At 36.1% G+C, this 25,204-nt stretch carries 20 protein-coding genes and 1 tRNA gene; 18 read left to right on the top strand and 3 right to left on the bottom strand.

Going from position 1 to position 25,204, the window contains the following annotated elements; translation table 11 throughout:
* The first annotated feature begins 73 nt into the window (after positions 1-73).
* The 11 genes from AsAng_RS13895 (at position 74) to AsAng_RS13845 (ending at position 11,088) form a co-directional block, all read left to right on the top strand.
* Positions 74-952, top strand: coding sequence for an SDR family oxidoreductase (locus AsAng_RS13895; protein WP_264793401.1), 879 nt, complete (start codon positions 74-76; stop codon positions 950-952).
* Complete coding sequence (locus AsAng_RS13890) at positions 939-1,424, top strand: GAF domain-containing protein (protein WP_264793400.1); 486 nt, start codon at positions 939-941, stop codon at positions 1,422-1,424. The genes AsAng_RS13895 and AsAng_RS13890 overlap by 14 nt, the downstream gene beginning before the upstream one ends.
* A gap of 327 nt (positions 1,425-1,751) precedes the next feature.
* A complete protein-coding gene (locus AsAng_RS13885; protein ID WP_264793399.1) occupies positions 1,752-3,194 on the top strand; it encodes an aldehyde dehydrogenase in 1,443 nt (480 codons plus the stop codon).
* Positions 3,195-3,319: 125 nt separating this feature from the next.
* Positions 3,320-3,745 carry a RidA family protein gene (locus AsAng_RS13880; RefSeq protein ID WP_264793398.1) on the top strand — a complete coding sequence of 142 codons (426 nt, stop codon included), beginning with the start codon at positions 3,320-3,322 and terminating at the stop codon, positions 3,743-3,745.
* A 312-nt stretch (positions 3,746-4,057) separates the two neighbouring features.
* Positions 4,058-4,582: a 3-hydroxyanthranilate 3,4-dioxygenase gene (locus AsAng_RS13875; protein WP_264793397.1), complete on the top strand. Its 525-nt coding sequence runs from the start codon at positions 4,058-4,060 to the stop codon at positions 4,580-4,582.
* Between the two features lie 313 nt (positions 4,583-4,895).
* A tRNA-Gly gene (locus AsAng_RS13870) sits at positions 4,896-4,968 on the top strand.
* A gap of 232 nt (positions 4,969-5,200) precedes the next feature.
* Positions 5,201-5,920: a PAQR family membrane homeostasis protein TrhA gene (trhA, locus tag AsAng_RS13865; protein ID WP_264793396.1), complete on the top strand. Its 720-nt coding sequence runs from the start codon at positions 5,201-5,203 to the stop codon at positions 5,918-5,920.
* 91 nt (positions 5,921-6,011) lie between these two features.
* The gene (locus tag AsAng_RS13860; protein ID WP_264793395.1) at positions 6,012-7,211 is read left to right on the top strand and encodes a GlmU family protein; all 1,200 of its coding nucleotides are present in this window, start codon (positions 6,012-6,014) and stop codon (positions 7,209-7,211) included.
* Positions 7,212-7,216: 5 nt separating this feature from the next.
* Positions 7,217-7,882, top strand: a complete 666-nt coding sequence (locus AsAng_RS13855; protein ID WP_264793394.1) for a spermidine synthase — start codon at positions 7,217-7,219, stop codon at positions 7,880-7,882.
* 187 nt (positions 7,883-8,069) lie between these two features.
* Complete coding sequence (locus AsAng_RS13850) at positions 8,070-9,272, top strand: OmpA family protein (protein WP_264793393.1); 1,203 nt, start codon at positions 8,070-8,072, stop codon at positions 9,270-9,272.
* Between the two features lie 160 nt (positions 9,273-9,432).
* The gene (locus tag AsAng_RS13845) at positions 9,433-11,088 is read left to right on the top strand and encodes a glycerol-3-phosphate dehydrogenase/oxidase (RefSeq protein WP_264793392.1); all 1,656 of its coding nucleotides are present in this window, start codon (positions 9,433-9,435) and stop codon (positions 11,086-11,088) included.
* Between the two features lie 202 nt (positions 11,089-11,290).
* On the opposite strand, the gene AsAng_RS13840 is transcribed toward AsAng_RS13845, so the two are convergent.
* The gene (locus AsAng_RS13840; RefSeq protein WP_264793391.1) at positions 11,291-12,040 is read right to left on the bottom strand and encodes a TrmH family RNA methyltransferase; all 750 of its coding nucleotides are present in this window, start codon (positions 12,038-12,040) and stop codon (positions 11,291-11,293) included.
* Positions 12,041-12,065: 25 nt separating this feature from the next.
* On the opposite strand from AsAng_RS13840, the gene AsAng_RS13835 reads away from it, so the two are divergent.
* The gene (locus AsAng_RS13835) at positions 12,066-14,831 is read left to right on the top strand and encodes a BamA/TamA family outer membrane protein (protein ID WP_264793390.1); all 2,766 of its coding nucleotides are present in this window, start codon (positions 12,066-12,068) and stop codon (positions 14,829-14,831) included.
* Here the strand turns inward: AsAng_RS13835 and AsAng_RS13830 are convergent.
* A complete protein-coding gene (locus AsAng_RS13830) occupies positions 14,819-15,745 on the bottom strand; it encodes a response regulator receiver protein (RefSeq protein ID WP_264793389.1) in 927 nt (308 codons plus the stop codon). The two genes, AsAng_RS13835 and AsAng_RS13830, sit on opposite strands and share 13 nt — an antisense overlap.
* Before the next feature lie 356 nt (positions 15,746-16,101).
* On the opposite strand from AsAng_RS13830, the gene AsAng_RS13825 reads away from it, so the two are divergent.
* From AsAng_RS13825 to AsAng_RS13815, 3 genes are read left to right on the top strand one after another with little or no spacing between them, the layout of a single operon-like run.
* Positions 16,102-18,327: a T9SS type A sorting domain-containing protein gene (locus tag AsAng_RS13825; RefSeq protein ID WP_264793388.1), complete on the top strand. Its 2,226-nt coding sequence runs from the start codon at positions 16,102-16,104 to the stop codon at positions 18,325-18,327.
* Between the two features lie 54 nt (positions 18,328-18,381).
* On the top strand, positions 18,382-21,318 hold the full coding sequence (locus AsAng_RS13820) for a sensor histidine kinase (RefSeq protein WP_264793387.1): 2,937 nt from the start codon (positions 18,382-18,384) through the stop codon (positions 21,316-21,318).
* Between the two features lies 1 nt (position 21,319).
* Positions 21,320-22,063 (top strand): LytR/AlgR family response regulator transcription factor, encoded by a 744-nt coding sequence (locus AsAng_RS13815; protein WP_264793386.1) that lies wholly within the window; start codon positions 21,320-21,322, stop codon positions 22,061-22,063.
* Positions 22,064-22,065: 2 nt separating this feature from the next.
* Here the strand turns inward: AsAng_RS13815 and AsAng_RS13810 are convergent, their stop codons facing one another.
* On the bottom strand, positions 22,066-22,848 hold the full coding sequence (locus AsAng_RS13810; RefSeq protein WP_264793385.1) for a C40 family peptidase: 783 nt from the start codon (positions 22,846-22,848) through the stop codon (positions 22,066-22,068).
* Positions 22,849-23,042: 194 nt separating this feature from the next.
* Between AsAng_RS13810 and AsAng_RS13805 the strand changes: the two genes are divergently transcribed.
* From AsAng_RS13805 to AsAng_RS13795, 3 genes are all read left to right on the top strand, one after another.
* Complete coding sequence (locus AsAng_RS13805; RefSeq protein WP_264793384.1) at positions 23,043-23,546, top strand: GNAT family N-acetyltransferase; 504 nt, start codon at positions 23,043-23,045, stop codon at positions 23,544-23,546.
* 76 nt (positions 23,547-23,622) lie between these two features.
* Positions 23,623-24,177, top strand: coding sequence for a D-glycero-alpha-D-manno-heptose-1,7-bisphosphate 7-phosphatase (locus tag AsAng_RS13800; RefSeq protein ID WP_264793383.1), 555 nt, complete (start codon positions 23,623-23,625; stop codon positions 24,175-24,177).
* A gap of 1 nt (position 24,178) precedes the next feature.
* Positions 24,179-25,051: a hypothetical protein gene (locus tag AsAng_RS13795; RefSeq protein WP_264793382.1), complete on the top strand. Its 873-nt coding sequence runs from the start codon at positions 24,179-24,181 to the stop codon at positions 25,049-25,051.
* Positions 25,052-25,204 lie beyond the last annotated feature (153 nt).

Below are 25,204 nucleotides of genomic sequence, written 5' to 3'. Positions count from 1 at the left end.
ATCAAGTGAAGTAAAGAAGGAATCCTATAGGTTTGTGATTATTAAATAACACGAATAAGCAAATAGGATTTTTATGAAAACAGAGCGAGTTTTATTGGCGGGAGCAACAGGGTATTTAGGGCGTTATATAGCAGCGGAATTAGTAGCGCAAAAATATACCACTAAATTAATTGTTCGGAATCAACGTCAGGCGAAATTTGATGCATCCATTGTTGAGATACAAGAAGCACAGGTTACCCAAAAGAATACCTTGAAAGGTATTTGTAAAAATATAGATGTCGTGATTAGCACGGTAGGGATTACTCGGCAAAAAGATGGGCTTACTTATATGGATGTCGATTACCAAGCTAATATGAATTTATTGGAGGAAGCAATAAAAGAAGGCGTACAGAAATTTATTTACATCTCTGCGATTAATGGAGATCAATATCGTCACTTGAAAATTTTTGAAGCCAAAGAGCGCTTTGTTGATGCCTTAAAAGAATCGGGATTGGAATATGTGATTGTTCGACCCAATGGCTTTTTTTCGGACATGAAAGATTTTTTGAAAATGGCAGAAAGAGGGACGGTTTATTTATTTGGTGATGGGAACTACCAATTAAATCCTATCCATGGGGCTGATTTGGCAGAGGCTTGTGTACAAGCAATTGGACAAAAGAAGCAAGAACTAATCATTGGAGGGCCTGATGTAATGACACAAAATGAATTGGCTGAATTGGCTTTGAAGGCCTGGTCAAGTAAATCTAAAATTGTACATTTGCCAGATTGGATTCGAAAAGCAATTATTGTAGGAATGAGATGGTTCACGTCTTCTAAAACTTATGGACCAATTGAGTTCTTTTTAACGGCTATGGCAGCAGATAATGTTGCTCCAATTTATGGAACCCATCGATTAGTAGATTTTTTTAATGAAATGGTTCAAAAAAGTAAAATAAAAAATGACAATAGATAAACATCAAGCTTATCAACAAGCTGTTCGTGAAATCAATGCAATTTTGGAAGAGGAGACCAATATGATTTTAAAAATGGCGACCATAAACTGCGTCCTAAAGCAGTATTTACCCTATTATTATTGGGTAGGTTTTTATTGTGTTAATGAAGGACAGTTGATGGTAGGACCCTATCAGGGAACATTGGGCTGTCTGCATATTCCTTTTTCCAAGGGCATTTGTGGACGTGCTGCTCAAACGGAAAAAACTCAGGTGGTGGCTAATGTACATGACGACCCTGCGCACATTGCTTGTGATAGTCGAACAAATTCAGAAATTGTCTTGCCCGTTTGGGATAATGAAGGGCAATTAATTGCAGTTTTTGATATTGATAGTACAGAACTGGCTTCCTTTGATAAGGTCGATCAAACGTATTTAGAGGCGCTGTTGGAGCTGCACTTTCGTCAAAACAAATTGATTAAATCTTATCTCTAAATGACATTAGTTCGTTGGGGAATTATATTTGATTGATTATCAGTAATTTGTTTGTTATAGTTGCCAATTGGTTAACATGCTGATAGTCAGTTGGATATAGCTAATGGTTTTTGCATTTTTGACAAAAAATCAACAAACGATTAAAATGAGTGGCTGGTCTTTTATACACCTGTTTTAAAGTGCTTGTAAATGGGGTGAGTTGTGAAAATTTGAGGTCATGGTCTTGGCAAAAGAGAGATATGTGGGTAGATAAGTTAAGTTTTGATAGAATATTTATATTTTTAGCAGCCCTAATATCGACTAACAAACCTCTAATCATGCTATATCATGCAAAAGCTACAAAACTATATTAATGGTAAATTGATGCCTCCTTGTTCAGAGGAATATATTGATAATTTTGAACCTGCAACAGGGCAGGTGTATTCTTTGATTCCCAATTCGGGAGCAGAGGATGTTGCACTCGCTGTTCAAGCTGCTCAAGCGGCGTTCCCAGCTTGGTCTACGACTCCAATTGCCAAGCGTTCTAAAATTTTACTTCGCATTTCAACGCTAATCGAAGAAAACTTAGAACGCTTAGCCTTGGCTGAATCTATGGACAATGGAAAACCGCTTTGGTTGGCAAGGATGGTTGATATTCCACGGGCAGCAAGCAATTTTCATTTTTATGCTACGGCAATTCATCATTATGCTGCTGGAGCGCATGCCATGACCAATCAGGCCATTAATTATACCTTGCGAGATGCGATTGGTGTAGTGGGCTGTATTTCACCTTGGAATTTACCCTTGTATTTGTTTAGTTGGAAAATAGCTCCTGCTTTGGCGGCAGGGAATTGTGTGGTGGCTAAACCGTCAGAAGTTACTCCTATGACGGCTTATTTGTTGTCTGAACTTTGTATAGAAGCAGGTTTGCCAGCAGGTGTTCTGAATATTGTGCATGGTTTAGGGCATTCTGCGGGGAATGCGATTGTTGAGCACGACCATGTAAAAGCAATTTCATTTACTGGAGGAACTCAAACAGGGGCGCACATTGCAAAAATTGCAGCCCCTAAATTCAAAAAACTATCCTTGGAGTTGGGCGGGAAAAATCCTAATATCATTTTCGCAGATTGTGATTATGATAAGATGTTGGCAACTACCATGCGTTCTTCTTTTGCCAATCAAGGGCAAATTTGCCTTTGTGGTTCTCGTATTTTTGTAGAGCGTCCAATTTATGAACGATTCAAAAAAGATTTTGTCGCTAGAACTAAAAACCTTGTGGTGGGGGATCCTAATCAGGAGGATAGCAAAATGGGGGCGGTGGTTTCTAAAGCTCATCAAGAGAAAGTTTTGTCTTATATTAAGCTAGCAAAAGAAGAAGGTGGCTCTGTGCTGGCAGGGGGCAATGCTTTGCAATTGGAGGGGCGTTGTCAAGAGGGCTATTTTATAGCTCCAACCATTATTGAGGGCTTGGATTATAATTGTAGAACGAACCAAGAAGAAATTTTTGGACCTGTAGTGACGATTATGCCATTTGATACAGAAGAAGAAGTGTTGGGCTATGCTAATAGTGTCCAATATGGTTTGGCTGCTACGTTGTGGACTAGCAATGTTAGTCGAGCAACTAAAATGGCACAGCAAATACATGCTGGGATTGTTTGGGTGAATTGTTGGCTATTGCGTGACTTAAGAACGCCTTTTGGCGGAGTTAAAGCTTCTGGGGTTGGGCGTGAAGGAGGGTTCCATGCTTTGGACTTTTTTACTGAACCTAAGAATGTTTGTATCCAATACTAAAAAGGTTTGGATTGTTTTGTGGAAAAAATAACCTATATTTTTTCCTGTAAATTATTGTGAACAATTACTTAATTGTTCCTTGATAAGAGGATTGCTTATCATGGAATGTGCTTAATTACTAAACTATGATTCCAAAAGAAGAATTATTGTATTCTGATAGAGCGCCCAAGGCAGTTGGCGCTTACCCTCATGCTCGAAAGGTCGGAAACCTTTTGTTTTTGTCTGGTGTAGGACCAAGAAAACTAGGTTCTAAGGATATTCCTGGAGTGGAATTAGATGACCAAGGAAATATTGTTTCCTATGATATTGAAGTACAGTGTCGTGCTGTATTTGATAATATTCGTTATATTGTAGAGGATTGTGGTTCTAGTTGGGAAAATATCGTTGATGTGACGGTCTTTTTGACCAATATGAAAGATGACTTTAAAATCTACAACAAACTCTATGCAGAGTATTTTAAGGATAATCAACCTTGCAGAACGACTTGTGAAATCAACTGCCTACCTACACCTATTGGTATAGAACTAAAAGTTATTGCTACCATAGACTAGGTGTGAATTAAGTAGCTAGGGCTAATACTGGGTACTTAATGGTTTACTTAATTGATCAAAAACATTATGGTTCTTTGACAAATTGTGTGCTACTAATTGTGATATTATTCTATTTGGGGATATTACAGCTTAGACCACGTTGTTAGATCGCTTCGCTTTTAGACTATATAGCTGCAATTCATGCCTATATAGTCTAAAAGCGAAGCGATCTAATTTCTAAAATCTAATACCCAAACGGCATAATTAAGACCATTAATTAACATTTCCACGCAATTTGTCAAAGAACGAACATTATTAAAACTTCAAATCAAAATGAAAGCATTTAATGTAGTTAACCTAATGAATTGGGTAGAAGAAAACAAAGATAATTTAAAGCCTCCTGTTTGTAATAAAGAAGTATTTCCTGGTTCTGAGTATATTGTAATGGTCATTGGTGGGCCTAATTTGCGAAAAGATTATCATTATAATGAAACACCAGAATTTTTTATGCAATTGAAGGGCGATATGGTGCTTAAGATTATTGATAATGGAGAGCCAAAGGATATTCCCATCAAAGAAGGAGAAATTTTTGTATTGCCTGCAAAAGTACCCCATTCACCTCAGCGACCAGAAGGAACAATTGGGTTGGTTATTGAACATGTTCGTGATGTAGAGCAACATACAGATGGTTTTCAATGGTATTGCGAAAGTTGCAATCATCAACTACACGAAGATTATTTTAAATTAACTAATATTGAAAAGCAGTTGCCAGAAACATTTGCTAAGTTTAATGGCAATGAGGCTTTGCACAAATGCAGCAATTGTGGCGATGTGTTGCAAGTTGGCAAAAAGAAATAATAGCAATTGCAGGCTTGTGTTGTATTGATAATTGGAAGGAGGGATAAAGATTTCTACACCGTTTCAAATTATGAATACAACACATTTCTTAATTGGCAATCACAGAAAGCATCGTTGTAAAAATAAAATGAATTTTTTTTTGATTTTTTTTTGTTGTACTAAGTTGTTGATTCAGAAAAAAATAACGCCAATTGATGATAAAATCAAGAAAAAAAGTTTAAAAAAGCCAATTGTTTTTTTTGCATTTTTAAAAAACTGTTCTATCTTTGTACCCACAAGGAACAAGCATACAAGTTGTTTGTTAAATAAATAAGCGAAAATAGCTCAGCTGGTAGAGCACAACCTTGCCAAGGTTGGGGTCGCGAGTTCGAATCTCGTTTTTCGCTCTAAAGTCTTTCTGGATCTTTTCAGAAAGACTTTTTTTATTTTATAAATACTATAAAAAATAAATAGGTGTAGTATTTGTATTAAAAGGTACGAAGTATTACAATAGGTTTTTGTACCAACTACGCAGTAATCGCATAAGTAAACGGAGTTTAAGACCAATAGAAGAGAATTTTTACTTTTTTATTGTTGCGTATAGGTGTTTTAGGCAGCCAAATTTAAAACGAATCGATTATGGATAAACTGAAGGAACTAAATGATTGGGAATCTAATGATATAAGCAATAGACTAGAAACGGAGTTGGGTGGTTTTTTTTCAGATTTACCCATTCGAACTTACAGAGAAGAACTATTAAATACTTGGTCGCATGGTTTGTTTGCGATGGTTTCTGTGATAGGCTTTATTTATTTAATTTATCTTGGTACCAATAGCAACGAGGAATATGCACTAACCTCAGCTATTGTATATGGGCTTAGTTTGGTAATTTTATTTACTGCCTCAGCTTTATATCATGGCTCTTCAGCGCCATTGCTCAAAAAGAGATTAAGAATAATGGACCATTGTGCGATCTTTTTGTTTATTGCAGGAAATTATACGCCTTTATTGCTATTGACTGTTGGAGGAACGACAGGGTGGTCTTTGTTGCTTTTGCAATGGTCTGTTGCCATGGTAGGAGTCTTGCTAAAGATTAAATTTACAGGGCAATACGATTGGTTCTTTATTCTTTTATTTGTTGTAATGGCTTGGATTGGTGTAATTCAAGGAGATTATATTTATAATACATTGCCTGCAACAGGATTTAATTGGTTAATTGTTGGAGGCTTAGTATATATGTTTGGCATCTTTTTTTATAAATCAGAAGGGAGGGTTCCTTATGCTCATCTTATATGGCATTTGTTTGTAATGGGAGGTTGTTTTATACATTACCTTGTGATGATAAATTATGTATTTTAGTTCTGTAAGTATAGAGGTTTTTAGTTTATGATAAATTTTGTACATTAGGGCTTCTATCAATGTTTCTATCAATTTAAACACACCTTTTGGCATGGCTGGTATAAGTCTTATTTTATTTGATAACAATCGAGAACAATTAAAACCATTGACTTTCACTCGCCCTGTAGGGGAGCTTCGAGTAGGGATTCTCAAAATTCGAGAGAAGTGGGAAAATATGTTGGGGATGAAGGCCTCTTATTTTACCACTCGATACCTTTCTGCCAAGTACCCCGTAGAGTTTGAGGCGCTCAATATTCTTGTTAATGGAGCAATTTTACCAACTAAAGAACTCTGTGAGTATATCTTGCACGAATTGCCTGCCAATACCTTATTGACAAAAGATGGAAAGGCCATTGTTCTTAAAACAACTCAGGCTACTGCTAAAGATTTTTTGAGCGGAGAGCAAGAAATTCCTACCGTTATAGAAACCAACTTAGAACTTATTCACATTGATTATCCTTGGGATTTGTTCCAGCAGAATGCCGCCGCCTTGGAAGCAGATTTTTATGCCTTAACCAATGGGCGAATGTCTCAACCTCTAAGTGCAACCAATACCGTTATTGGTGATCCTGCTAAGGTTTTTTTGGAAGAAGGAGCATGGGTGGAATGTGCGATACTGAATGTAGAGAATGGACCGATTTATATTGGTAAAAATGCAACCGTTATGGAAGGGACTATTATACGTGGAGGTTTTGCTTTGTGTGAAGGGGCAACGACCAAAATGGCTGCTAAAATCTATGGAGCAACCACCATTGGACCTTATTCTAAAGTTGGCGGTGAGATCAATAATTCTATTCTTATCGGGTATTCCAATAAAGGACACGATGGTTTTTTGGGGAATTCTATAATCGGAGAGTGGTGTAATTTAGGAGCCGATACTAATAATTCTAATCTGAAAAACAACTATGGTGAAGTACGGGTTTGGGATTATCAATCTGCTTCGTTTTATCGAACAGGGTTGCAGTTTTGCGGTCTAATTATGGGCGATCATTCTAAGGCGGGTATCAATACGATGTTTAATACTGGAACAGTAGTCGGAGTTTCAAGCAATATCTTTGGTGGCGATTTTCCTCGAAAATTTATTCCTTCCTTTTCTTGGGGGAGTAGCAAAGGCTTTGTTACGTACAAAATGGACAAGGTGCTCGAAACGGCTAAACGGGTTATGGCTCGTAGAGGAAAAGTATTGGATGAAATAGAAGAAGATATATTAAAGCATATTTTTGCAGAAACGGATCATCATCGAACTTATTAATAAATATGGAGCCTTCTTTTTGGACTAAGTTGGGGAGTTATTGGTTTGATATTCAGTTGGAAGAGACGGATAGTGATTATAGTGGAAAGCTAGAAGTGATTTGCCGAAAAGGTAGATACGCCCTCTGTACTAAAAATGCTGTTTATTCTTATGACGACTTATATGTTAATTTTCGAAAAAGTTTTCAACAAGTTGATCTAGAACGATATAAAATAAACGATGTCTTGGTGCTAGGACTGGGCTTAGGGTCTATTCCTTTTTTACTAGAAAAAAAATTTAAAAAAAAATATAATTATACGTTAGTAGAAATTGATCAAAAAATTGTAAATTTAGCTAAGAAGTATACCTTAGAACGACTATCATCTTCCTACTCAGTTGTTTGTGAAGATGCCTTAAGTTATGTTAAATCATGTTCTAAAACATTTGATTTAGTAGCAATTGATATTTTTATCGACGACCAAATTCCCTCTGCTTTTGAGTCGATAGAATTTTTAGAAGATATCAAAGAAGTATTAAGACCCAATGCTTTGCTAATGTATAACCAGTTGACCTATAATGATCTATTAAAAGTTAAGACAGAACATTTTTTTGAAACGAGATTCAAACAAGTATTTAAAGGCGCAGTTGCTTTATCTTTGGATGGAAATATGATGCTGTTGAATCGAGAATGATAATAAATATAGGATAAGTTCGTATGTAAAATTGAGATATTTTTAGGATACATTTGTTTTTTTGCTATTTTTATGCTGACAATAACTTTTTATCTCTTTTTTGTAACAAAACTTAAAAAAATCGCATATAAAAGGTAGCTAAGGCCACTATAACCACATTTAAACTAGAATATAAACTTTACTAACGATGAGAATTTTGTTTTTTACAAATCATCTCCCCAAAATTACAATGTTCCTACTGTTGTTTTTGTTCAGTGGAATAGAAACAGTTAGTGCTATTAGTAGTTTTTTTGATTATCTCCCAAAGTACAGAAAGTTTAAATCCCATTATCAAATTGATAAAATAGAATATCAAGAAAAGAGAACGATTATTCATTTTCGTTATGTTGTTCAGGAATCTGGATCAGCTACTTTTTACAATGGAAATCATCCTAATTCTTGGTATTTGCGTACTCCTCCTCGTATGAGAGGACTGGAAATTCAGTTTAAGCAGCTAGAAGTTGCTAATATTGCCATCAATAATGAAGTAAAACGAAGCTCATTAACCAATGTGCCCGAAATCAGCTATGATCTAAAAAGAGGGGATGTTGTAACTTGTCAAGTTCATTTTGTTCGTATTCCTAGGTATATTCGTATGTTAGACCTAATAGAAGGAAAGGATGGGCATTTGGATCAAGACAAATTCAACTGTTTTGATATTATGATCAAAACCAAAGAAAACCCTCTATTAGGAAAGTCTGAAAATATGTTGGCTGTAGTAAATCGATTTGAAAAATCGTTTAATTACATCAAACCAAAGGTATCAGAGGAGGCTACCTTGGCAAGTACAAACTCATCAACACGACCGACAACATCGAGTGCTCCAACTAGTTCATCCATTAGACCGAGCACAACAGCATCTACAACACGACCTAGAACAACATCTACACGACCAAGTACTACTAGCACTCCAAGAGAGGTGGTTAATATCATACAAAATCCAGAACCAATTGACTATATGCCTGGAGCTTTGTCTGCGGTAGGGGACCTAGAATGTAATACCCGAGTATATTTGCCCAATGTAGTTTTTAAAGAGAACGAGACCAAATTCTCTGGGCGAGTAAAAGCAATTCAGAACATCAGATATGTAGTGGAGTATGTTAATACTTATGCCGAGGCTAGAATTAATTTGTATGGGCATACTGATATCCATGGTAACCCACGCAAAAATCTTGATTTGTCAAGAGAGAGAGCTTTAGCTGTAAAGCGAGAATTGGTAAATATGGGAGTCAATCCTAACAAAATATCGGTCTTCTTTTTTGGTGGCTCACAGCCGCTACCCAAGTACAGAAATGGGGGTGGTGCTAACCGAAGAGTAGAGGTAGAACCCATCTGTTCCAACAAAAATTAAACGAAGATTAGTTTAGTCTAAATACCTACATTAAATGAAAAAACTCTACAACTAGTTGTAGAGTTTTTTTTGTATAAATCGTCTTATCAATAAGTCTTTAAACAAAACTAATTCCACTATATTTGTCATACTAAAAAATCATCAATTATAAATAATATTAATGAATACAGGTACTTTTTCAGCTGCTGAACGTGCTAGCTGGTTGTCTAAATTAGAGACAGATACTTTTGACTTATTGATTATCGGAGGTGGAATTACAGGAGCAGGAATTGCTTTGGATGCCGCTACTAGAGGGCTCAAAGTAGCACTAGTAGAAAAAAAGGATTTTGCTTGGGGAACGAGTAGCCGATCTACCAAATTAATTCATGGTGGTTTGCGCTATTTAAAACAGCTAGAGTTTGCTTTGGTTCATGAAGTTGGGGTTGAACGAGCGATTGTTCATGCCAATGCTCCCCACATTGTGATTCCCGAAAAAATGCTTTTGCCAATTATAGAAGAAGGTTCTTTGGGTAAAACATTAAGCTCTATTGGTCTGTGGGTGTACGACCGCCTAGCAAGTGTAGAAAAGGATGAGCGTAGAAAAATGCTAGAAAAGGAAGTTGTGGCAGATTTAGAACCATTGTTGCGCCCTGATCTTTTGTTGGGGGGCGGTTTGTATTATGAATATAGAACGGATGATGCTCGATTGACCATTGAAAATATGAAAACGGCTGTGGCTAATGGGGCTGTTTGTTTGAATTATCTAGAGGCAACAGAATTTATTTATAAAGAAAATGGATACGTTGGGGGAGCAGTATTAAACGATCATTTGTCTAATCAAACGATAAAGGTAAAGGCTAGACGAGTCGTAAATGCTGCTGGCCCTTGGGTGGATACCGTACGAAAAAATGATAAAGAAGGAGTGGTTGGCAAGCGTCTTCATCTTACAAAGGGGGTGCATGTGGTGGTGCCCTACCAAAAATTGCCACTCCAACAATCGGTTTATTTTGATGTCAAAAAGGACAATCGAATGTGTTTTGCAATTCCAAGGGGAAATATTACTTATATAGGAACAACAGATACCTTTTATGATACTGATATTAACCAACCCAACACGACCAAAGAAGATGTAGAATATATCTTAGAGGCGACGAATTATATGTTTCCTACTGCTCAATTAGACCTTGCAGATGTAGAGTCTTCTTGGGCTGGCTTGCGCCCTTTGATTCATCAAGATGGAAAATCTCCTTCCGAATTATCTCGTAGAGATGAGATCTTTTATTCAGAAACGGGCTTAATTTCTATCGCAGGAGGAAAGTTGACAGGGTATCGCAAGATGGCTGAACGAGTGCTCAACTTTGTTGCCAAAACAATGCGAACAAAAAATCATTCAAAAACGCAGGATTTAACTTTGTCTGGAGGTGATTTTGACTCGTCTGAGGCAATTCAAGATTATATTTATAAAATAACAGGAGAAGCCAAGCAAATTGATTTAAAAACAGCCGATGTTCAGGCTTTGGTCTATAAGTATGGAACCAATACAGAACTTATTATCAATCGAGCTTATGAATTGTATAACTCAATTAGAGATCCCCATGATCGTTTAATGAGTGCCGAAGTGTGGTATGCAATTCATTATGAAATGACCAATAATTTGTGCGATTTCTTTATTCGTCGTACAGGAAGGCTTTATTTTGAACGACCAACCTTAAAACGTTGGTACCCATACGTGGCGAACGAAATGGCAAAGATATTAGCTTGGTCAGAAGAACGAAAATCCAAGGAAGTGGAAGATTTTGAAAAAGAATATCATGCTGTTCTAAGTTTTAGAAAATAACAGCAGAGTAGTTTATGCTTGGATGGTAGTCCTGCCCCATAAATTCTGGAATTGGTTTGATTCATGATCCAACTGTTTTGAGAATTTATGGGGTATGTTATGCCTAAGGAAGGCTTTTTTGATCAAAATATTAATGTTAGACGTTTGCTCTAATGTTTGTTATTAGATAATTTCAACGCAAAATAAACTTGATTCTGCTTTGCTATTTAGCATTAAACAATGCGCATAAGATGCCTGTGGCTACTCCTGCATTTAGAGATTCGGCTCCCCCTAACCGAGGAATTGTAATGCGATGACTTAGATGATTTTTGATCGGATCGCTTAAGCCCTTTCCTTCGTTGCCAATCAGTAAAAAGGCAGGTTGTTTTAGCGATTCTTCAAAGACATTATTTCCTCCCAATACGGCACCATAAACAGGCAATTGTGGATGCTTGTCCAATAAGGTCTCTAAATTGGTATAGTGAATTTGAACCCTCAAAAAACCGCCCATGCTAGCTTGTACAACCTTGGGATTGTAACAATCCACACAGCCTTTTGAGCAAAAAATATGAGGAATGCCAAACCAGTCGGCGATTCGTATGATGGTTCCCATATTGCCAGGGTCTTGAATATTTTCGAGAACTAGATTTAGGGATGTTTGTATTTTTTGAACTAAAGGCGTATAATTAGGAATTCTGACAACAGCAACTACCGAGTTGGGAGTTTTTAAGGCAGAGATTTTTTTGAGCTCGTGGGAGCTAACAACACTTAATATCGAATTATATTGGGATAAAAAGCTTTTATTTTTGTTAACCCAAGCTTCTGTAGCATAGATGGAATGAACATTGAATATGTCTTGCTTAAGTACTTCTGCTATAATTTTTTCGCCCTCTACCAAAAAAGCCTCTTCTTTGAGTCTATATTTTTTTTGATGAAGAGCTTGTAAATACTTAATCTTTGCTTTGGATAACATCTTGACCTAATTCTATTTTTTATCTATGAAATACAAATTTGAGCACTTCTATGGTATTGTTTTGTTTTTGTGCCTACTTATGAGTAGCTGTGGCAATCATAAATATTTAAAAAGCCATTCAAAATCAACAGAGAAACCTCGGAATAGAGTTTATGACGAGCACAGGGTTGTCAAAAACGAACTTAATTTTGTAAAGCAAAAGTACAAAATACAAGAAGACTATGAGAATTTGTGGTACGAAATATCTACAATAATAAAACAGGTTCCCGATCGTTCTGTCGTCAAAGGTTTTAGACAGTGGGTTTATCATCTTAACGATACCTTATCAACTTCTTACCGATTCAATAGAGATAGCAATGCTATTTTACCCAAAACTATCCGTCGAAAATCGAATGGTTTACAAAAGTGGTTACACAATAAAGTAGGAATAAAACCTGTTATTTTAGATACTGCACTGACTAGAAAAACAGCAGAGTCAATGCGTATTTTTCTGAATCAGAGGGCTTATTTTAATGCATCAGTAGATTATAGTATAAAATATAAGCGACATAAGGCAATTGTTAGTTATCATATCAAAACAGGAATGCCTTTATTGATTGATACCGTATCTGTATTTTCTAAAGATTCTGCCATACACAAAATTTTAGAAGAAATTAAGGTTTCGACAATTCTCAAAAAGGGAGTGCCTTTATCAGCCGATAATTTTGACCAAAACTTAGAGAAAGAAAAAAAGCGAATCACATTGGCCATTAGAGATAGAGGCTATTATGATTTTAATTGGAATTATATTGTTGTGGAGGCCGATACGATTAATGCCAGAAAGGTGAAGCCCAAAGGAGGTGGTTTGTTTGGTGGTCCGTTAGAACAAGGAGAGCCTAGAGCCAATGTTTATCTAGAAGTTTTACCCTACTCTGATACGTCAATTATGCATCCTCGTTATACGATTTCTAATGTTTATATTACCCCCAATGAGTATATTTTAAAGGCTCACCAAAGACGTACAATAAAAAAAGATTCTTTTTTTATTGTAGAACGAACGCTAAAAGAACGACAAAAGAAAATCTTGCTAAAGAGCAATGATATTATGTTGCCCAACGATTCCTTAATAAAAGAAAGCGTTCTGTTGAATGGCAAAAAAATAAGGCTCGTGCAACGTAGTGTCCCTCGATTCAAAAAAATGACCTTAAATTCTCGTGCAGATTTGTTAGCAGAGGACAAAATTATCCATATTATCCTGCGAAAAATTGTCAAAAACAAGGATGGAAAACCAGCAAGTGAACAGGAAAAACGACAAAAATACTTCATCCGAGATAAAATCATTTCAGATGCTGTTTTGGTTAAGGCGGGTGATTTGTACAATAATAAAACCTCGCAAGAATCTGAAAAACGCATTGATAAATTGGATGTTTTTCGATTTCCCCGCATCGAATATGTGCCTTCTGCCAATGGCAAAAAGAACCATCTAGATTGTTTGGTTAAGATGCAACCTGGTAAAAAGCAGGCAGTAGGAGCGGACTTTGAGGTTAATAACAATTACGCTACCGTGTCTAGTCTTGGAATTGCTACGTTTCTTTCTTATCAAAATAAAAATATATTTAAAGGAGCAGAAACCTTTGAAGTATCGGCTCTTGGTGGGATTGATTTTAAACTCAATGGACAGGATAGTTTTGACAATAACTTTTTTGAGCAGGCGGTCAACTTGTTAGACATTAACCTAGAAACAAGTTTGTATTTTCCTCGTTTCTTGGGGATAAAAGGGATTGAAAAGGCTTTTAAAATGGAAAGACCTAGCACCAAAGTAGCAATAGGGTATCGTTTTTTGCAACAGGCTGCAGATTTTCAGATTAGCTCTTTTTATACCAAAATGGGCTATGAATGGTCTAAGGGAACACAACATGCCTTTAGATGGAATCCTATATTGATTAATTTAACCTTAAAACCTGTCTTAGATGCTAACTTTGAGGCCTTGTTAAAAGAAAACAATCGTCCGTTGTATGAATCTTTGTCGGCGAGTTATTTAATTCCTAGCATGGATTTTAGTTATACTTTTAGCTCCTTGGATAACAAAACAAAAGGAGGAGGTTGGTATTTTAAGTCTTCTTTTGAGGTGGCAGGAAACCTTTTCTATTTGGCAGATAAAATCATTAAGCCCAAGGAAACCATGCAATTTTGGGGCATAGATTACTCGCAATATTTTCGAACAGATTTAGATATTCGTTACTCCTACAAATTAAGCAAGCGCCATTCTATTATCTCTAGGTTAATGGTGGGAATTATTATTCCTTATGGCAACTCCGAAGGTACAGAAGTTCCTTTTGTAAAGCGTTTTACTTTGGGGGGACCTAGTAGTATGAGGGCTTGGAATTTGAGATACTTGGGACCTGGATCACAACGCTCAATTAATGGAGCTGAGTTTCAAATGGGAGACTTTAGAGTAGAATTTAATAGCGAGTATCGATTTATGTTTAATTCTTGGATTGGGGCTGCCTTATTTGTTGATGTGGGCAATATATGGCTGTTAGAATCTACTTCTTCTAGTCGTGGAATTCCATACCCCAATGTAAAAACAGGCGTTTTTACTGAGCGCTTTTACGAACAGTTGGCAATTGGGGCAGGACTTGGGTTGCGATTTGATTTAAGTTTTTTTGTTTTTCGATTTGATTTTGCATTTCAAGTTCGAGAACCTCAAGGTTATGGTGAAAATGAAACAGATCCTAGACCTTACTGGAATGCCAAGCCATTCCATCCAGAGCGCCACAAGTTTATTATTGCGATAGGCTATCCATTTTGATGGGCTTCTTCAATACTCGTTTGTACCCAAATAATAATATCCAATAAGGCATTAATAAAAGTCTGAACCGTATAAATAGTAATTGGATAATTGTAATACTCACTAGATTCAGGAGCTTTGTGATTGATGGCAATGCTTTGTGTACTATAAATGACATAAGTCATAAAAGAAATGTGCAAAGGGGCTAATTTTTTGACTTTGATGTGGTCGATCAAATCCTTGCCTCTACCAGGGGTTTCTTTGCCTTGCCCAAAGAGCATAGGGTCCATTTTAAGGTATTCTTTGCAATAAACATTTAGGATCGACTCTTCTAAGCGGCGGATAAAACCTAAGCGGTTCATTAAGTCTTCTCGTTTAGAAGAAAGTTTGGGAGACAACAAACTAATTAAAAAGGTATTGTCTTCAGCATCTAGATATGTTTCTGCAAATTCAAAAACTTCAGGATGCTGTTGCTTAATTTTGGTGATTTCTAAGGTTCCTATTGCCTGATGAAGGTACTCAAACATCGCTTCCATCATATTATCATCAACAGCCGTCTTTTTCTTGTCAAAAATTTGAGCTCTATTGCGCAAACTAGGTTCTAGTTGCACATACCAAGCCGTATGCACACAAAAAGGGAGCGTTCGTTCATGAAGGATCTCCAATTCTCTCAGTTTTAAGATTGCTTCGTGTACAAAATTTTCGGCCTCTGTTCCTTTAGGCTGTTCTGCCGTCATAGGAGCCTTTCCATCCAAAATAACAGCTTGATATTTGGGGCTGTTTTCTAGCTCTTTGAACCCATCTCGAAAATTGGTAGTACTGGTTATAATTACATTATATCGGCGGGCTCTATTTTTAATTGATGCAGAAAGTCCTTCATCATCATCTATCATCAAAACATGGATGGGTCTTCTGCGTTTTTTATTTTTTGCCATTTTTGCTAGAAAATACTGGATTATGGAATCACTATCGTTACGAACTTCCAATAATACAAAAAATTGGAAGGTTTTGTTGTTTCCAACAAGAACTTCTTAAAAGTTTAACCCATTCAATCGTTTCTTTATAGCGTAGGATCAATTCATAGACCATTAATCAATCGAAAATTACCATTGATCGATCGAAACCCTCCAATCCTTTATTCGCTGTTTTATTTCTGTGTTTTATGAGGCATATTTGAATCTTAAAGATAAAGAATAGTTGCTAAAATCATTGTTAGTAAGTAAGTCTTTGAATGCCCTGCTTTTATTCCTCATAGACGTAAGTCTTCCCAAGATTACGATAACAAGAAAAGATGAAGAAATTTTTACTGCTTATTGGATACATTTTATCTCATTACTGTGTTGGTGCGCAAGAATTATGCAATAATAATATAGATGACGATGGAGATTCTTTAATTGATTGTTACGATCCCGATTGCCCTTGTTTTTGTACGGATAGTTCCAGTAACCATTGGTATTTTGGAAATAATGCGGGGATCAATTTCTCTACTGGAGGAATTGCAACAGGAACAACAAATGGGGCAATGAGTGCTAGTGAAGGGATTTCTACGATCTCCGATAAAAATGGAAATTTATTATTTTATACCAATGGGCTAACGGTTTGGAATGCCAATCACGCTGTCATGTCAAATGGAACGGGATTAAGAGGCTCCAATATTTCTGCACAATCTTCTATTATTGTACCTGCACCCAATAGCAATACTCTCTATTATATATTTACGGTTCCCAACTGGACGGATGCTACTGCTGCTAGAGTTTTGGCTTATTCTGTGGTTGATATGAGTTTGAATAGTGGGCTAGGCGCTGTGACAGCAACCAAGAATGTTGTAATTCATACTAATATCGTAGAACAAGTCTCAGCGGCTTATCATACAAATTGTCAGGATATTTGGATTGTGTCTCATGAACGAGATAATAGTAATTTTGTAGCTTTTCAAGTTAGCCCGACAGGTATTAACACTACCCCTAGAATTTCTAATATAGGGCCAGTTAATACAGGGAGTAACAGATATGGAGGGTTGAGATTTTCGCACGATGGCAAAAAACTTTGCTCTACCTTAGGAGGCAGCACGACATTAGCAACGGTGACCCTTTTTGATTTTGATGCAAGCACAGGTATTGTTTCTAATCCTTTAATTTTGGCAGATGCCAATGCTTACCCTCATGCTTATTCTTCTGAATTTTCGTCTGACAACCAAGTACTATATGTTTGCGAGTTTAATGATCGTTCTATATTTCAATACGACTTATCCTTACCTTCCTCATTGATAAGAGCCTCTGCTACCAATATAGCTCCCTGCTGTGCCCAAAAAAGTGCCTTGCAAATGGGACCAGATAAAAAAATATATGTTGCTTATTCAGGACGTGCATTTCTGGGGGTAATTAGCAATCCTAATGCTTTAGGGGCAGGATGTAATTATATAGATAATGCTGTGAATTTATTAGGGAGGCGAGGAAGGCTTGGGCTACCTAATTTTTTTCCTGCTAATTTGGAAGAAGAACTTTATATCAGTGGCCCAAAAACAGTTTGCCCTAGTAGTGCCCATAGTTATCATACGAATGTCAAAAGGTGCTTATCTTATGATAATACATGGTCTGTTTTAGGTAATGCAATAATTCACTCAACCCAAGATTCTGCGGTTACCCTATCTTTTGGCGATGAAGGAGTCGATACCCTCATTGTTGTACAAACGAATGCCTGTGACACGCTTACCGACACCTTGCTTATCACAGTTAGTTGCACGAGCCCTATTTGTGCTACAACACCTCCAAGCCTCAACCTTGGCAATGATACAACGGTTTGTGCAATAGATTCTCTAATCTTAGATGCAAGCAAAGGCGGTTTATTTAGTAGTTATCTTTGGCAGGATGGGAGTACAGACTCTGTATTTGTTGCAAAAACAGGAAATACGTTTCATGTAAGGGGGACTAGTTTCTGCAATGATGTATTAAGAGATACAATCGTTGTGAATACTGTTGGTTGCAATCTCTTAGATGTGGATTGGGAATATTATGAAGTAGAAAAATATCAAGCAACAAAATCTCAACTAAGTTGGAAATTACATACTCCCTCAACGTATACAGCCATTGAAATACAAAGAAGTTCCAACGGGCAGCTTTTTGAAACCATAGCGAATGCCATCAATCCTAACAAAAATAGTTATATAGATTTTAGTCCATTGGTTGGTGATAACTACTATAGGTTGAAATTGTTTCATCAGGATGGGACTTATTCTTATACCGCAATCAAACATTTGCATTTTTCAGCTCTCAAAAATGAGCTACTAGTTCTACCCAACCCTTTTGCTACCAACATAACAATTCAACTGGCAAGCAGCAACAATACGACCATAGATTATATAGAAATATTTAATGTGTTAGGGCAAAAATTTTACAGCAAAAGAATATCTCAAGAAAATATAGTTGAATTATTTTTAGATCGTATTCCTTCTGGTACTTACTGGCTAAAAGTAAGAGTTGGTGAACAATGGTTACAAAGAAAGATTATTAAATTGTAGGTATTCCTGCATTAGAAAGTTTATACTTGTACTTTTCTTTTTTCAAATTTAGATGTGAGCAATACGATATCTAAACCTGCTTATTATCTGAACTTAAGTAACGAAGCAGGACTAATGATAGCATTTTGTATAGGTATTGGGCTTTTCTTTTTGTTGGGGGATAGTTATGCCCAATCGCCCATTCGTTTTACGACCAATAATGGTTTGCCTAGTAATCATGTGTACTGCGTAAGACAAGATAAGGATGGTTTTATGTGGTTTGCTACCAATAGAGGTATTGTGAAATACAATGGTACGTCCTTTAGGACGTTTACCCTCAAAGATGGTTTACCCAATAATGATGTTTGGCTGTTAGAAACGGACACCAAAGGGCGAGTGTGGTATGTTTCTAAGAGTAATTATCAAGGATACATTTACAAAGATCAGGTCTATCGATTTCCAACGGAGGATAGCATTGTCTTAAGCCCTGGCTTTGTTAGAAACTGTGAGGATACAGTTTGGTACAGCAATTATAAGTTGGAGGATAGCCTGCTGATTCCCCAAGATTGGAAAGAAACGCCTGGTTTTTGGACAAAGGCAACTAAGAAGTTTGCATTTAATAGAAATGAAGTGCAGTTCTCACAAAAAACAACAGCAAATGAGTTGTTGATTGCTCTCAAAGATAGAATCCTAATCATTGATGGTCAGTGCCAAAAGGTAATGGACGTTGAACACTCTTGTAAACTTTCTTGGCAGAAAGGTATGGGGCATTCTGCATATAGAGGCTTGTATTCGGACTCCATCTATTTTTATTGCCTAAAAGAAGGAATACTACTGCTAAATTCTAAATGGAATAAATTGAAATTCTATTCCTATCAAGAATTGATACAACAAGCGGCAGGAGATCGTATCTCTTTTCAATATAAAGAAGGAGAAATCCAAATTTGCTTGAGCAACTATTTGATTATTTTGAATAATCAATTGGAGCTAAAAAAGCGAATAGAATACCCCAAAACGGAAAATTATAGAGGCTATAAGGATACCAATGGCAATTTATGGTTAGCTAGTTTAAGTAATGGGGTGCTCTTATTGCCTCATCAAGGAGGGAACAAGACGTATTTTGAAGGAAAATCAGTTGCCAAAATAGGCTCGGTTAAGGAGGTAATTACAGCAGGGGTGTTAGGGTATGGGTTCTATGAAATCGATCAAGATACTTGTGCTCTACGTCATAAAATAGATGGGTTTTCGGGCTCTTATTATCAAATAAAGGAGGACGCTCTCAGCAAATGTGGCTATTTAGTCATGAACAAAAAACTGTTTAAGATTAAGCATCAGAAGGGCAAAATGATAGAACAGGAGTTGGAGTCCAGATTTAATTGGAGGGATATTGTTGAATTTAAGGGGAGCGAGTACATCATTTCACATGGAGGGGTTTATTACAGGACTTTAGGGCAATTAGAGTGGAATTGTTTGGAAGAAAAATTGGGATTGTTACTTTTTCAGCAACATAAAAATCAACTGTATATTGGAGGGGTTGATGGGCTGTGGATGTTAAAGGGGTTTTCCTTGGAGCGGCACCAACAAACAGATCCATTGCTCCATATTTCAATTAGTAGCATGGCAACCTATCAATCTTATTTATTGGTCGGCACAGATGGTCGAGGGGTTTATTTACTGGATGGAGAAAAGGTTATTCATCTTAAAAGAACAGATGAATTAACGATTCAGAAGATACTTGTAAAAAATGATACAATCTGGTTGGCTACACAAGAAGGGGTTAAAGTGGTCAAGCTGAAGAACGACAAACTTAGCGAGTCAGCTATTGTGGATGCTTTTTATAGAGAGGATGGTTTATGGAGTGATAATGTTAATGACATCTATTTAAAAGACAGTTTTTTATATGCAGCCAGTGATCTTGGTTTGGCAAAAATTAATTGGTTAAAACAAAGCGAAAGCATACCTTTTTACCTATATTTTACCACTTTAGCAGATACCTTAATCGTCAATCCTCAAGCAGAACGTTTGGTAACGATTAATTTTAATGTATTGGATTACATCAATCAACGGCACTACAACTATGCGTATAGAATATTGCCAATTCAAAAAGAGTGGGTTCCAACGGAATCCAAACAATTAAGCTTTTCTAATTTAGCTGCTGGATGTTATGAATTAGAGATTAGAGCAACCAATCAACATCAAAAAGAAGATCGAAGAAAACAATACATTTTGGTCAAACCATCGTGGTGGGAACAAACAGAATTTAAACTAGCGATTGGGGGCTTAAGTTTGTTATTGATAGGAGTATTTTTGAAAATTTTTAAGGAGATTATCAGAAAAAACGAAGAGAAAAGATTAGCAATAGAACGGAGAATCATTACTGTAGAATTGCAAGCATTGCGAGCGCAGATGAACCCTCATTTTATTCACAATTCCTTAAATTCTATCTTATATTACATTCAGAAAAATGAAGTAGAGCTATCTGAAAAATATTTGATCAAATTTTCTAAACTGATAAGAGCCTTTTTTAAGTATTCGAGGGAACAAAACGTTTCGTTAAAAAATGAAATTGAGCTATTGACCAATTACCTAGAAATCGAACAATTACGATTTGAAGAACAGCTAGTGTTTTTTATTGATATCGATGAAAAAATAGATCTAGAGGAACAAATGATCCCATCTATGATTTTGCAGCCGATTGTTGAAAATGCAATCAACCATGGTCTATTTCATAAAAAAGGAAAGGGAAAAGTGCAGATTGTCTTTAAGTTTGTTGATGCTGCTGCTTTTGATGTATTGATAGAAGATAATGGGGTAGGCGTTGCGTTTTTTAAGGAGAAATATCGAAACAATAAGCTAGGCAACAAAGTAAATTCAACGTTTGTCTTAGAAGAACGATTGGACTTATTGAGGCAAAATAACGAATGGGAAATTCAATATGCTATGGTTGATCTATCGACTATTTCTGAGCAAACAGGAACAAGAGTTACCTTAAACTTTAATCAAAAGAATTAGAATGGAAATTAGGGCAATAATAATTGACGATGAACGAAAAGCAGTAGAGATTTTGAAGAACAGAATTAAAAAATTCTGCCCTAATATTAGTCTTATTGCGGAGACACAAGACCCAGAAGAAGGGATCGAACTAATTAACAGCCTCAATCCTCAATTGGTATTTTTAGATATAGCAATGCCTCGTTTGAGTGGTTTTGAATTGTTAGCAAGAATTGAGCAACCTGTTTTTGAGGTGATTTTTGTAACAGCATTTGACCAATACGCCATTGATGCAATTAAACACTGTGCCATTGGTTATTTGGTTAAGCCAATAGACAAGGATGATTTAATCCTTGCGGTAGGAAATGCTATCAAAAATATAGTAGAAAAAACGGCTGCACAAAAAAATAGGCTGCTATTAGAAAATCAGCAAATTACACTTTTCCAAAACAAAAAAATCACTTTACCCACGCAAGAAGGGCTAGAATTTGTCAAAATTAGTGATATTATTCATTGCGAAGGAAGTGGTGGATATACTAAAATTTATACCCTTGAAAAAAAGATATTGTTCAGTTCGTTGAGTATAGGACACTTTGGAAAGCTACTAGAAAATCAAGAATTTTATTTAGTACATAAGTCTCACTTAATTAACCTTAGCCATATCAACAAGTATTTGAATGAGGGCTATGTGGTTTTGACCCATGGACACAAAATTCCAGTTTCTAGAGGAAAAAGGAAAGCTTTTATTCTAAAAATAAGGAGCTAAAATTATCCCTTGCTAATAACGTCTTTGGCATAAAGCACCTTCGGTTTCCAATAAGAAGACTCCGAAAGATTATCCACCACAATACCACGGCGAGTAGAGTGAATGATATAAACACCATCTTTTTTATTGTCAACGACCATGGCAACATGAGTTACTCGACCACCTTTGCCATATTTACTAAAGAAAATTAGATCGCCAGTCTTGGCATTAGTCATGTCAATGTCTTTTCCTTGACGAGCTTGGTAGCGAGAGCTACGGGCTATTCCAACTCCCTCTTGTGCCAAAACATAAGAAGTAAAACCTGAGCAATCAAAACCTTTAGGGGTTGTTCCCCCCCAAATGTATCGAAGCCCTAAGTATTTTTTTGCTTCTTCTATAATATTTAGGCGAAGACTAGAGGCGTTTAGGCTATCAAATATGGCATTATAAGCAACAGGAAGGGAAGGGACGGAAACAGCAGGAATAAAATTTCTTCTACTTGGGGCATTTCTACGGGCATTGCGTTTGCGTTTGTTGCGAACGATGCGCTTTAGACCTGTAATGTCGTGGTGATCAATGATAATGGGAGGAACTTCTTCTTCTATGATTTCTTCTACTTCAAGATCAAGAACAGCAGAACGAGTGGTAAGAAGCGCTAAATCGGTGGGAATTTCAGTTTTTTCTGCATCAACCTGTTGATGACTAGAAAGAGGGAGAAATGTAGCTTGTAAGAATACGTTTGTTGTAATTAGGAAAAAAAAGTATGCACTAACAATTCTTGCTACAGATTTTTGGGTATATTTCATTGCTGAAATTTTGGTTACGAATTTTTAAACAACAACCAATAGTAAAATTTATATACTATTTTGAATGGTGATTTGTTTAAATTTGCAGATGCAAAGGTAAAAACTATTTTTGCATTTCCAAAGCTTTGATTTATTATTTGTAGGTAGCGGTTTGGGGACAGAAGTACAACCGTTGGTCTGTAGGACATTCTATTATGTATTCTAAAAAAAATAAAAATAAACTGTTTAACGAGTCGTTAATAGTAAAACGCTTAACAGAGCATCAAAAAATTCCTTTCAACTTACTCGAATTAGCAGATCCTTCAAGAGCTCAAATTGAACAATATTTGTATGAAAGCCAATGCTATTTAGCGCTCTTAGAAGCTCAATGCATAGGGGTGCTTGTTCTAAAAGAATTGAGTGCTCAAACTGTTGAAATAAAAAATATTGCGATAAAAGAAATTCAACAAGGGAAAGGTTATGGAAAAAAACTATTAAAATGGGCCACTAAAATAGCTCAAGAATCCAACTATCAAAAAATAAGGATAGGAACAGGAAATTCTAGTATTGGACAATTGGCATTGTATCAAAAAGAAGGTTTTGAAATTACCCAGATAGTAAAAGATTTTTTTACGCATAATTATCCAAATCCTATTGTTGAAAATGGCATTCTTTGCAAACACATGATTATCCTAGAAAAGGATCTAAACGAATTTTGATTCAAGACAACATAATCTACTCTATTGGGTTACATTATATAGAAAAACAACATAAAAAAGACTACAATTAAATAAAATGAAGGAATGGACACTTTTTTTAGATCGAGATGGAGTTATTAATGATAGAATTATTGGAGGCTATGTTCAAAAATGGTCTGAATTTGTTTTTCTAGATGGGGTTTTGGAGTGCTTGCCTATTTTGGCACGAAAATTTAATCGAATTGTTATTGTTACCAATCAGCAGGGAATCGCCAAGGGCTTAATGTCTGTAAATGATTTGAATAAGGTACATGCTGAAATGTTAGATGTAATCAACCAGCATGGAGGAAGGATAGATCAAGTATACTTTTGTGCAGAACATGAGCGAGAAAATCCTCCTTGCCGAAAACCCAATACAGGAATGGCTATTCAAGCGAAATTAGATTTTCCTGACATAGATTTTGATCGTGCTATAATGGTAGGTGATTCTATTACAGATATAGAATTTGGCATTAGAATGAATATGAAGACGATTTTAATTGAAACCAAACCTGATATTGATAAGGTCAAACTAGCAGCCATTCAAGACAAAATTGATTACTCTTTTCCCAGCTTGTATTTATTTGCGCAACATCTAAATAATATTTTATAGTTTGAGACCAATACACTACATTTTATTTTTTATTAGTTTGGGAATTCAGCCACTTGTTTTTGGACAAAATAAAACAGATATCCCTTCTACTTTTAGTGAAATTTGTTTTTTTACCATCGAAAAAGCGACCTTTGGTGATTTTCTAAAACTAAAAAGCGCAATTGGTAGGGAGGAGTATGGAGCCGTTTATACGGCTATTCGAAAAATGAGATCGAGTCTAAAAGGTTTTTCACCTAAAGCTCAAAATAGAGCTTTTGAATTGTGGTATGCAGGGAATTATACTAATTTTGATGAGCAAGCAATTGTCGCAAAAGAAGCAACACTAGCTGCGCTAAAAAACTATGAAGATCGATTAAGAACAAGGGAGGCCTTATATTACGATCATAGATTATTTTTGGAACAATACCTCGCTTTTACCACGGAGGCTTTTTATCCTGAATATTGGTTTATGTCGCAAGAACGATATTTCTCTAGAAGGGTAGTGACGCTTATTCGAAAATTAAATAGGGAAGAGGGGTACAAATTGTTCACTAACTCGGAGTTCTATTATCCATTTGAGATTTTTAATGAGATGGCAGAAACAGAGGAAGAAGAAGTTAGAGATTATCTGGATACTGATGTTCCTATTTCTGATACCACACGTTTTGTTCGGTACAGTTATATGGTGTTGAATAAAAGTACAGCGAGTTATATTTTGCAGGCATTTAATTTAGATGATGCAACACAGGACATTGACTTAAATCGAGAAATTCGTGCGCTAAGACGCTTTTTAAGCAATGTAAGATCAGACAAAATTTATTTTGTGGCTCGTTTTAATCATCTAGAAATCCAGCGAATGAAAGAGATTGAAGCCCTAAAAAAGCGAGAGAAATAGCCTGTTGTACTTCTTTGTTTGCACAACAAAATCATAAGTAGTCCTGTTTGAAACTTAGAGGATTCATAGGTGATAACATTTTTTTAACTAGGTTTTTAGTTTTAAAAAGTTACATTTGAGACCTAAGTAAGTAGATGGACAAAAATAATTATT

The organism is Aureispira anguillae, from assembly GCF_026000115.1.
GTDB lineage: Bacteria > Bacteroidota > Bacteroidia > Chitinophagales > Saprospiraceae > Aureispira > Aureispira anguillae.
Note: the sequence above shows the minus strand (reverse complement) of the source record. Positions and strands in the feature narration are given on the sequence as shown.

Excerpts from the sequence above, each read along its gene's own strand:
- AsAng_RS13830 (WP_264793389.1), bottom strand. The coding sequence starts at position 15,745 with ATGGCAAAAAATAAAAAACGCAGAAGACCCATCCATGTTTTGATGATA.
- trhA (WP_264793396.1), top strand. The coding sequence starts at position 5,201 with ATGGATAAACTGAAGGAACTAAATGATTGGGAATCTAATGATATAAGC.
- AsAng_RS13825 (WP_264793388.1), top strand. The coding sequence starts at position 16,102 with ATGAAGAAATTTTTACTGCTTATTGGATACATTTTATCTCATTACTGT.
- AsAng_RS13835 (WP_264793390.1), top strand. The coding sequence starts at position 12,066 with ATGAAATACAAATTTGAGCACTTCTATGGTATTGTTTTGTTTTTGTGC.
- AsAng_RS13885 (WP_264793399.1), top strand. The coding sequence starts at position 1,752 with ATGCAAAAGCTACAAAACTATATTAATGGTAAATTGATGCCTCCTTGT.
- AsAng_RS13855 (WP_264793394.1), top strand. The coding sequence starts at position 7,217 with ATGGAGCCTTCTTTTTGGACTAAGTTGGGGAGTTATTGGTTTGATATT.
- AsAng_RS13815 (WP_264793386.1), top strand. The coding sequence starts at position 21,320 with ATGGAAATTAGGGCAATAATAATTGACGATGAACGAAAAGCAGTAGAG.
- AsAng_RS13805 (WP_264793384.1), top strand. The coding sequence starts at position 23,043 with ATGTATTCTAAAAAAAATAAAAATAAACTGTTTAACGAGTCGTTAATA.
- AsAng_RS13895 (WP_264793401.1), top strand. The coding sequence starts at position 74 with ATGAAAACAGAGCGAGTTTTATTGGCGGGAGCAACAGGGTATTTAGGG.
- AsAng_RS13860 (WP_264793395.1), top strand. The coding sequence starts at position 6,012 with ATGGCTGGTATAAGTCTTATTTTATTTGATAACAATCGAGAACAATTA.
- AsAng_RS13800 (WP_264793383.1), top strand. The coding sequence starts at position 23,623 with ATGAAGGAATGGACACTTTTTTTAGATCGAGATGGAGTTATTAATGAT.
- AsAng_RS13890 (WP_264793400.1), top strand. The coding sequence starts at position 939 with ATGACAATAGATAAACATCAAGCTTATCAACAAGCTGTTCGTGAAATC.
- AsAng_RS13810 (WP_264793385.1), bottom strand. The coding sequence starts at position 22,848 with ATGAAATATACCCAAAAATCTGTAGCAAGAATTGTTAGTGCATACTTT.
- AsAng_RS13875 (WP_264793397.1), top strand. The coding sequence starts at position 4,058 with ATGAAAGCATTTAATGTAGTTAACCTAATGAATTGGGTAGAAGAAAAC.
- AsAng_RS13880 (WP_264793398.1), top strand. The coding sequence starts at position 3,320 with ATGATTCCAAAAGAAGAATTATTGTATTCTGATAGAGCGCCCAAGGCA.
- AsAng_RS13845 (WP_264793392.1), top strand. The coding sequence starts at position 9,433 with ATGAATACAGGTACTTTTTCAGCTGCTGAACGTGCTAGCTGGTTGTCT.
- AsAng_RS13850 (WP_264793393.1), top strand. The coding sequence starts at position 8,070 with ATGAGAATTTTGTTTTTTACAAATCATCTCCCCAAAATTACAATGTTC.
- AsAng_RS13840 (WP_264793391.1), bottom strand. The coding sequence starts at position 12,040 with ATGTTATCCAAAGCAAAGATTAAGTATTTACAAGCTCTTCATCAAAAA.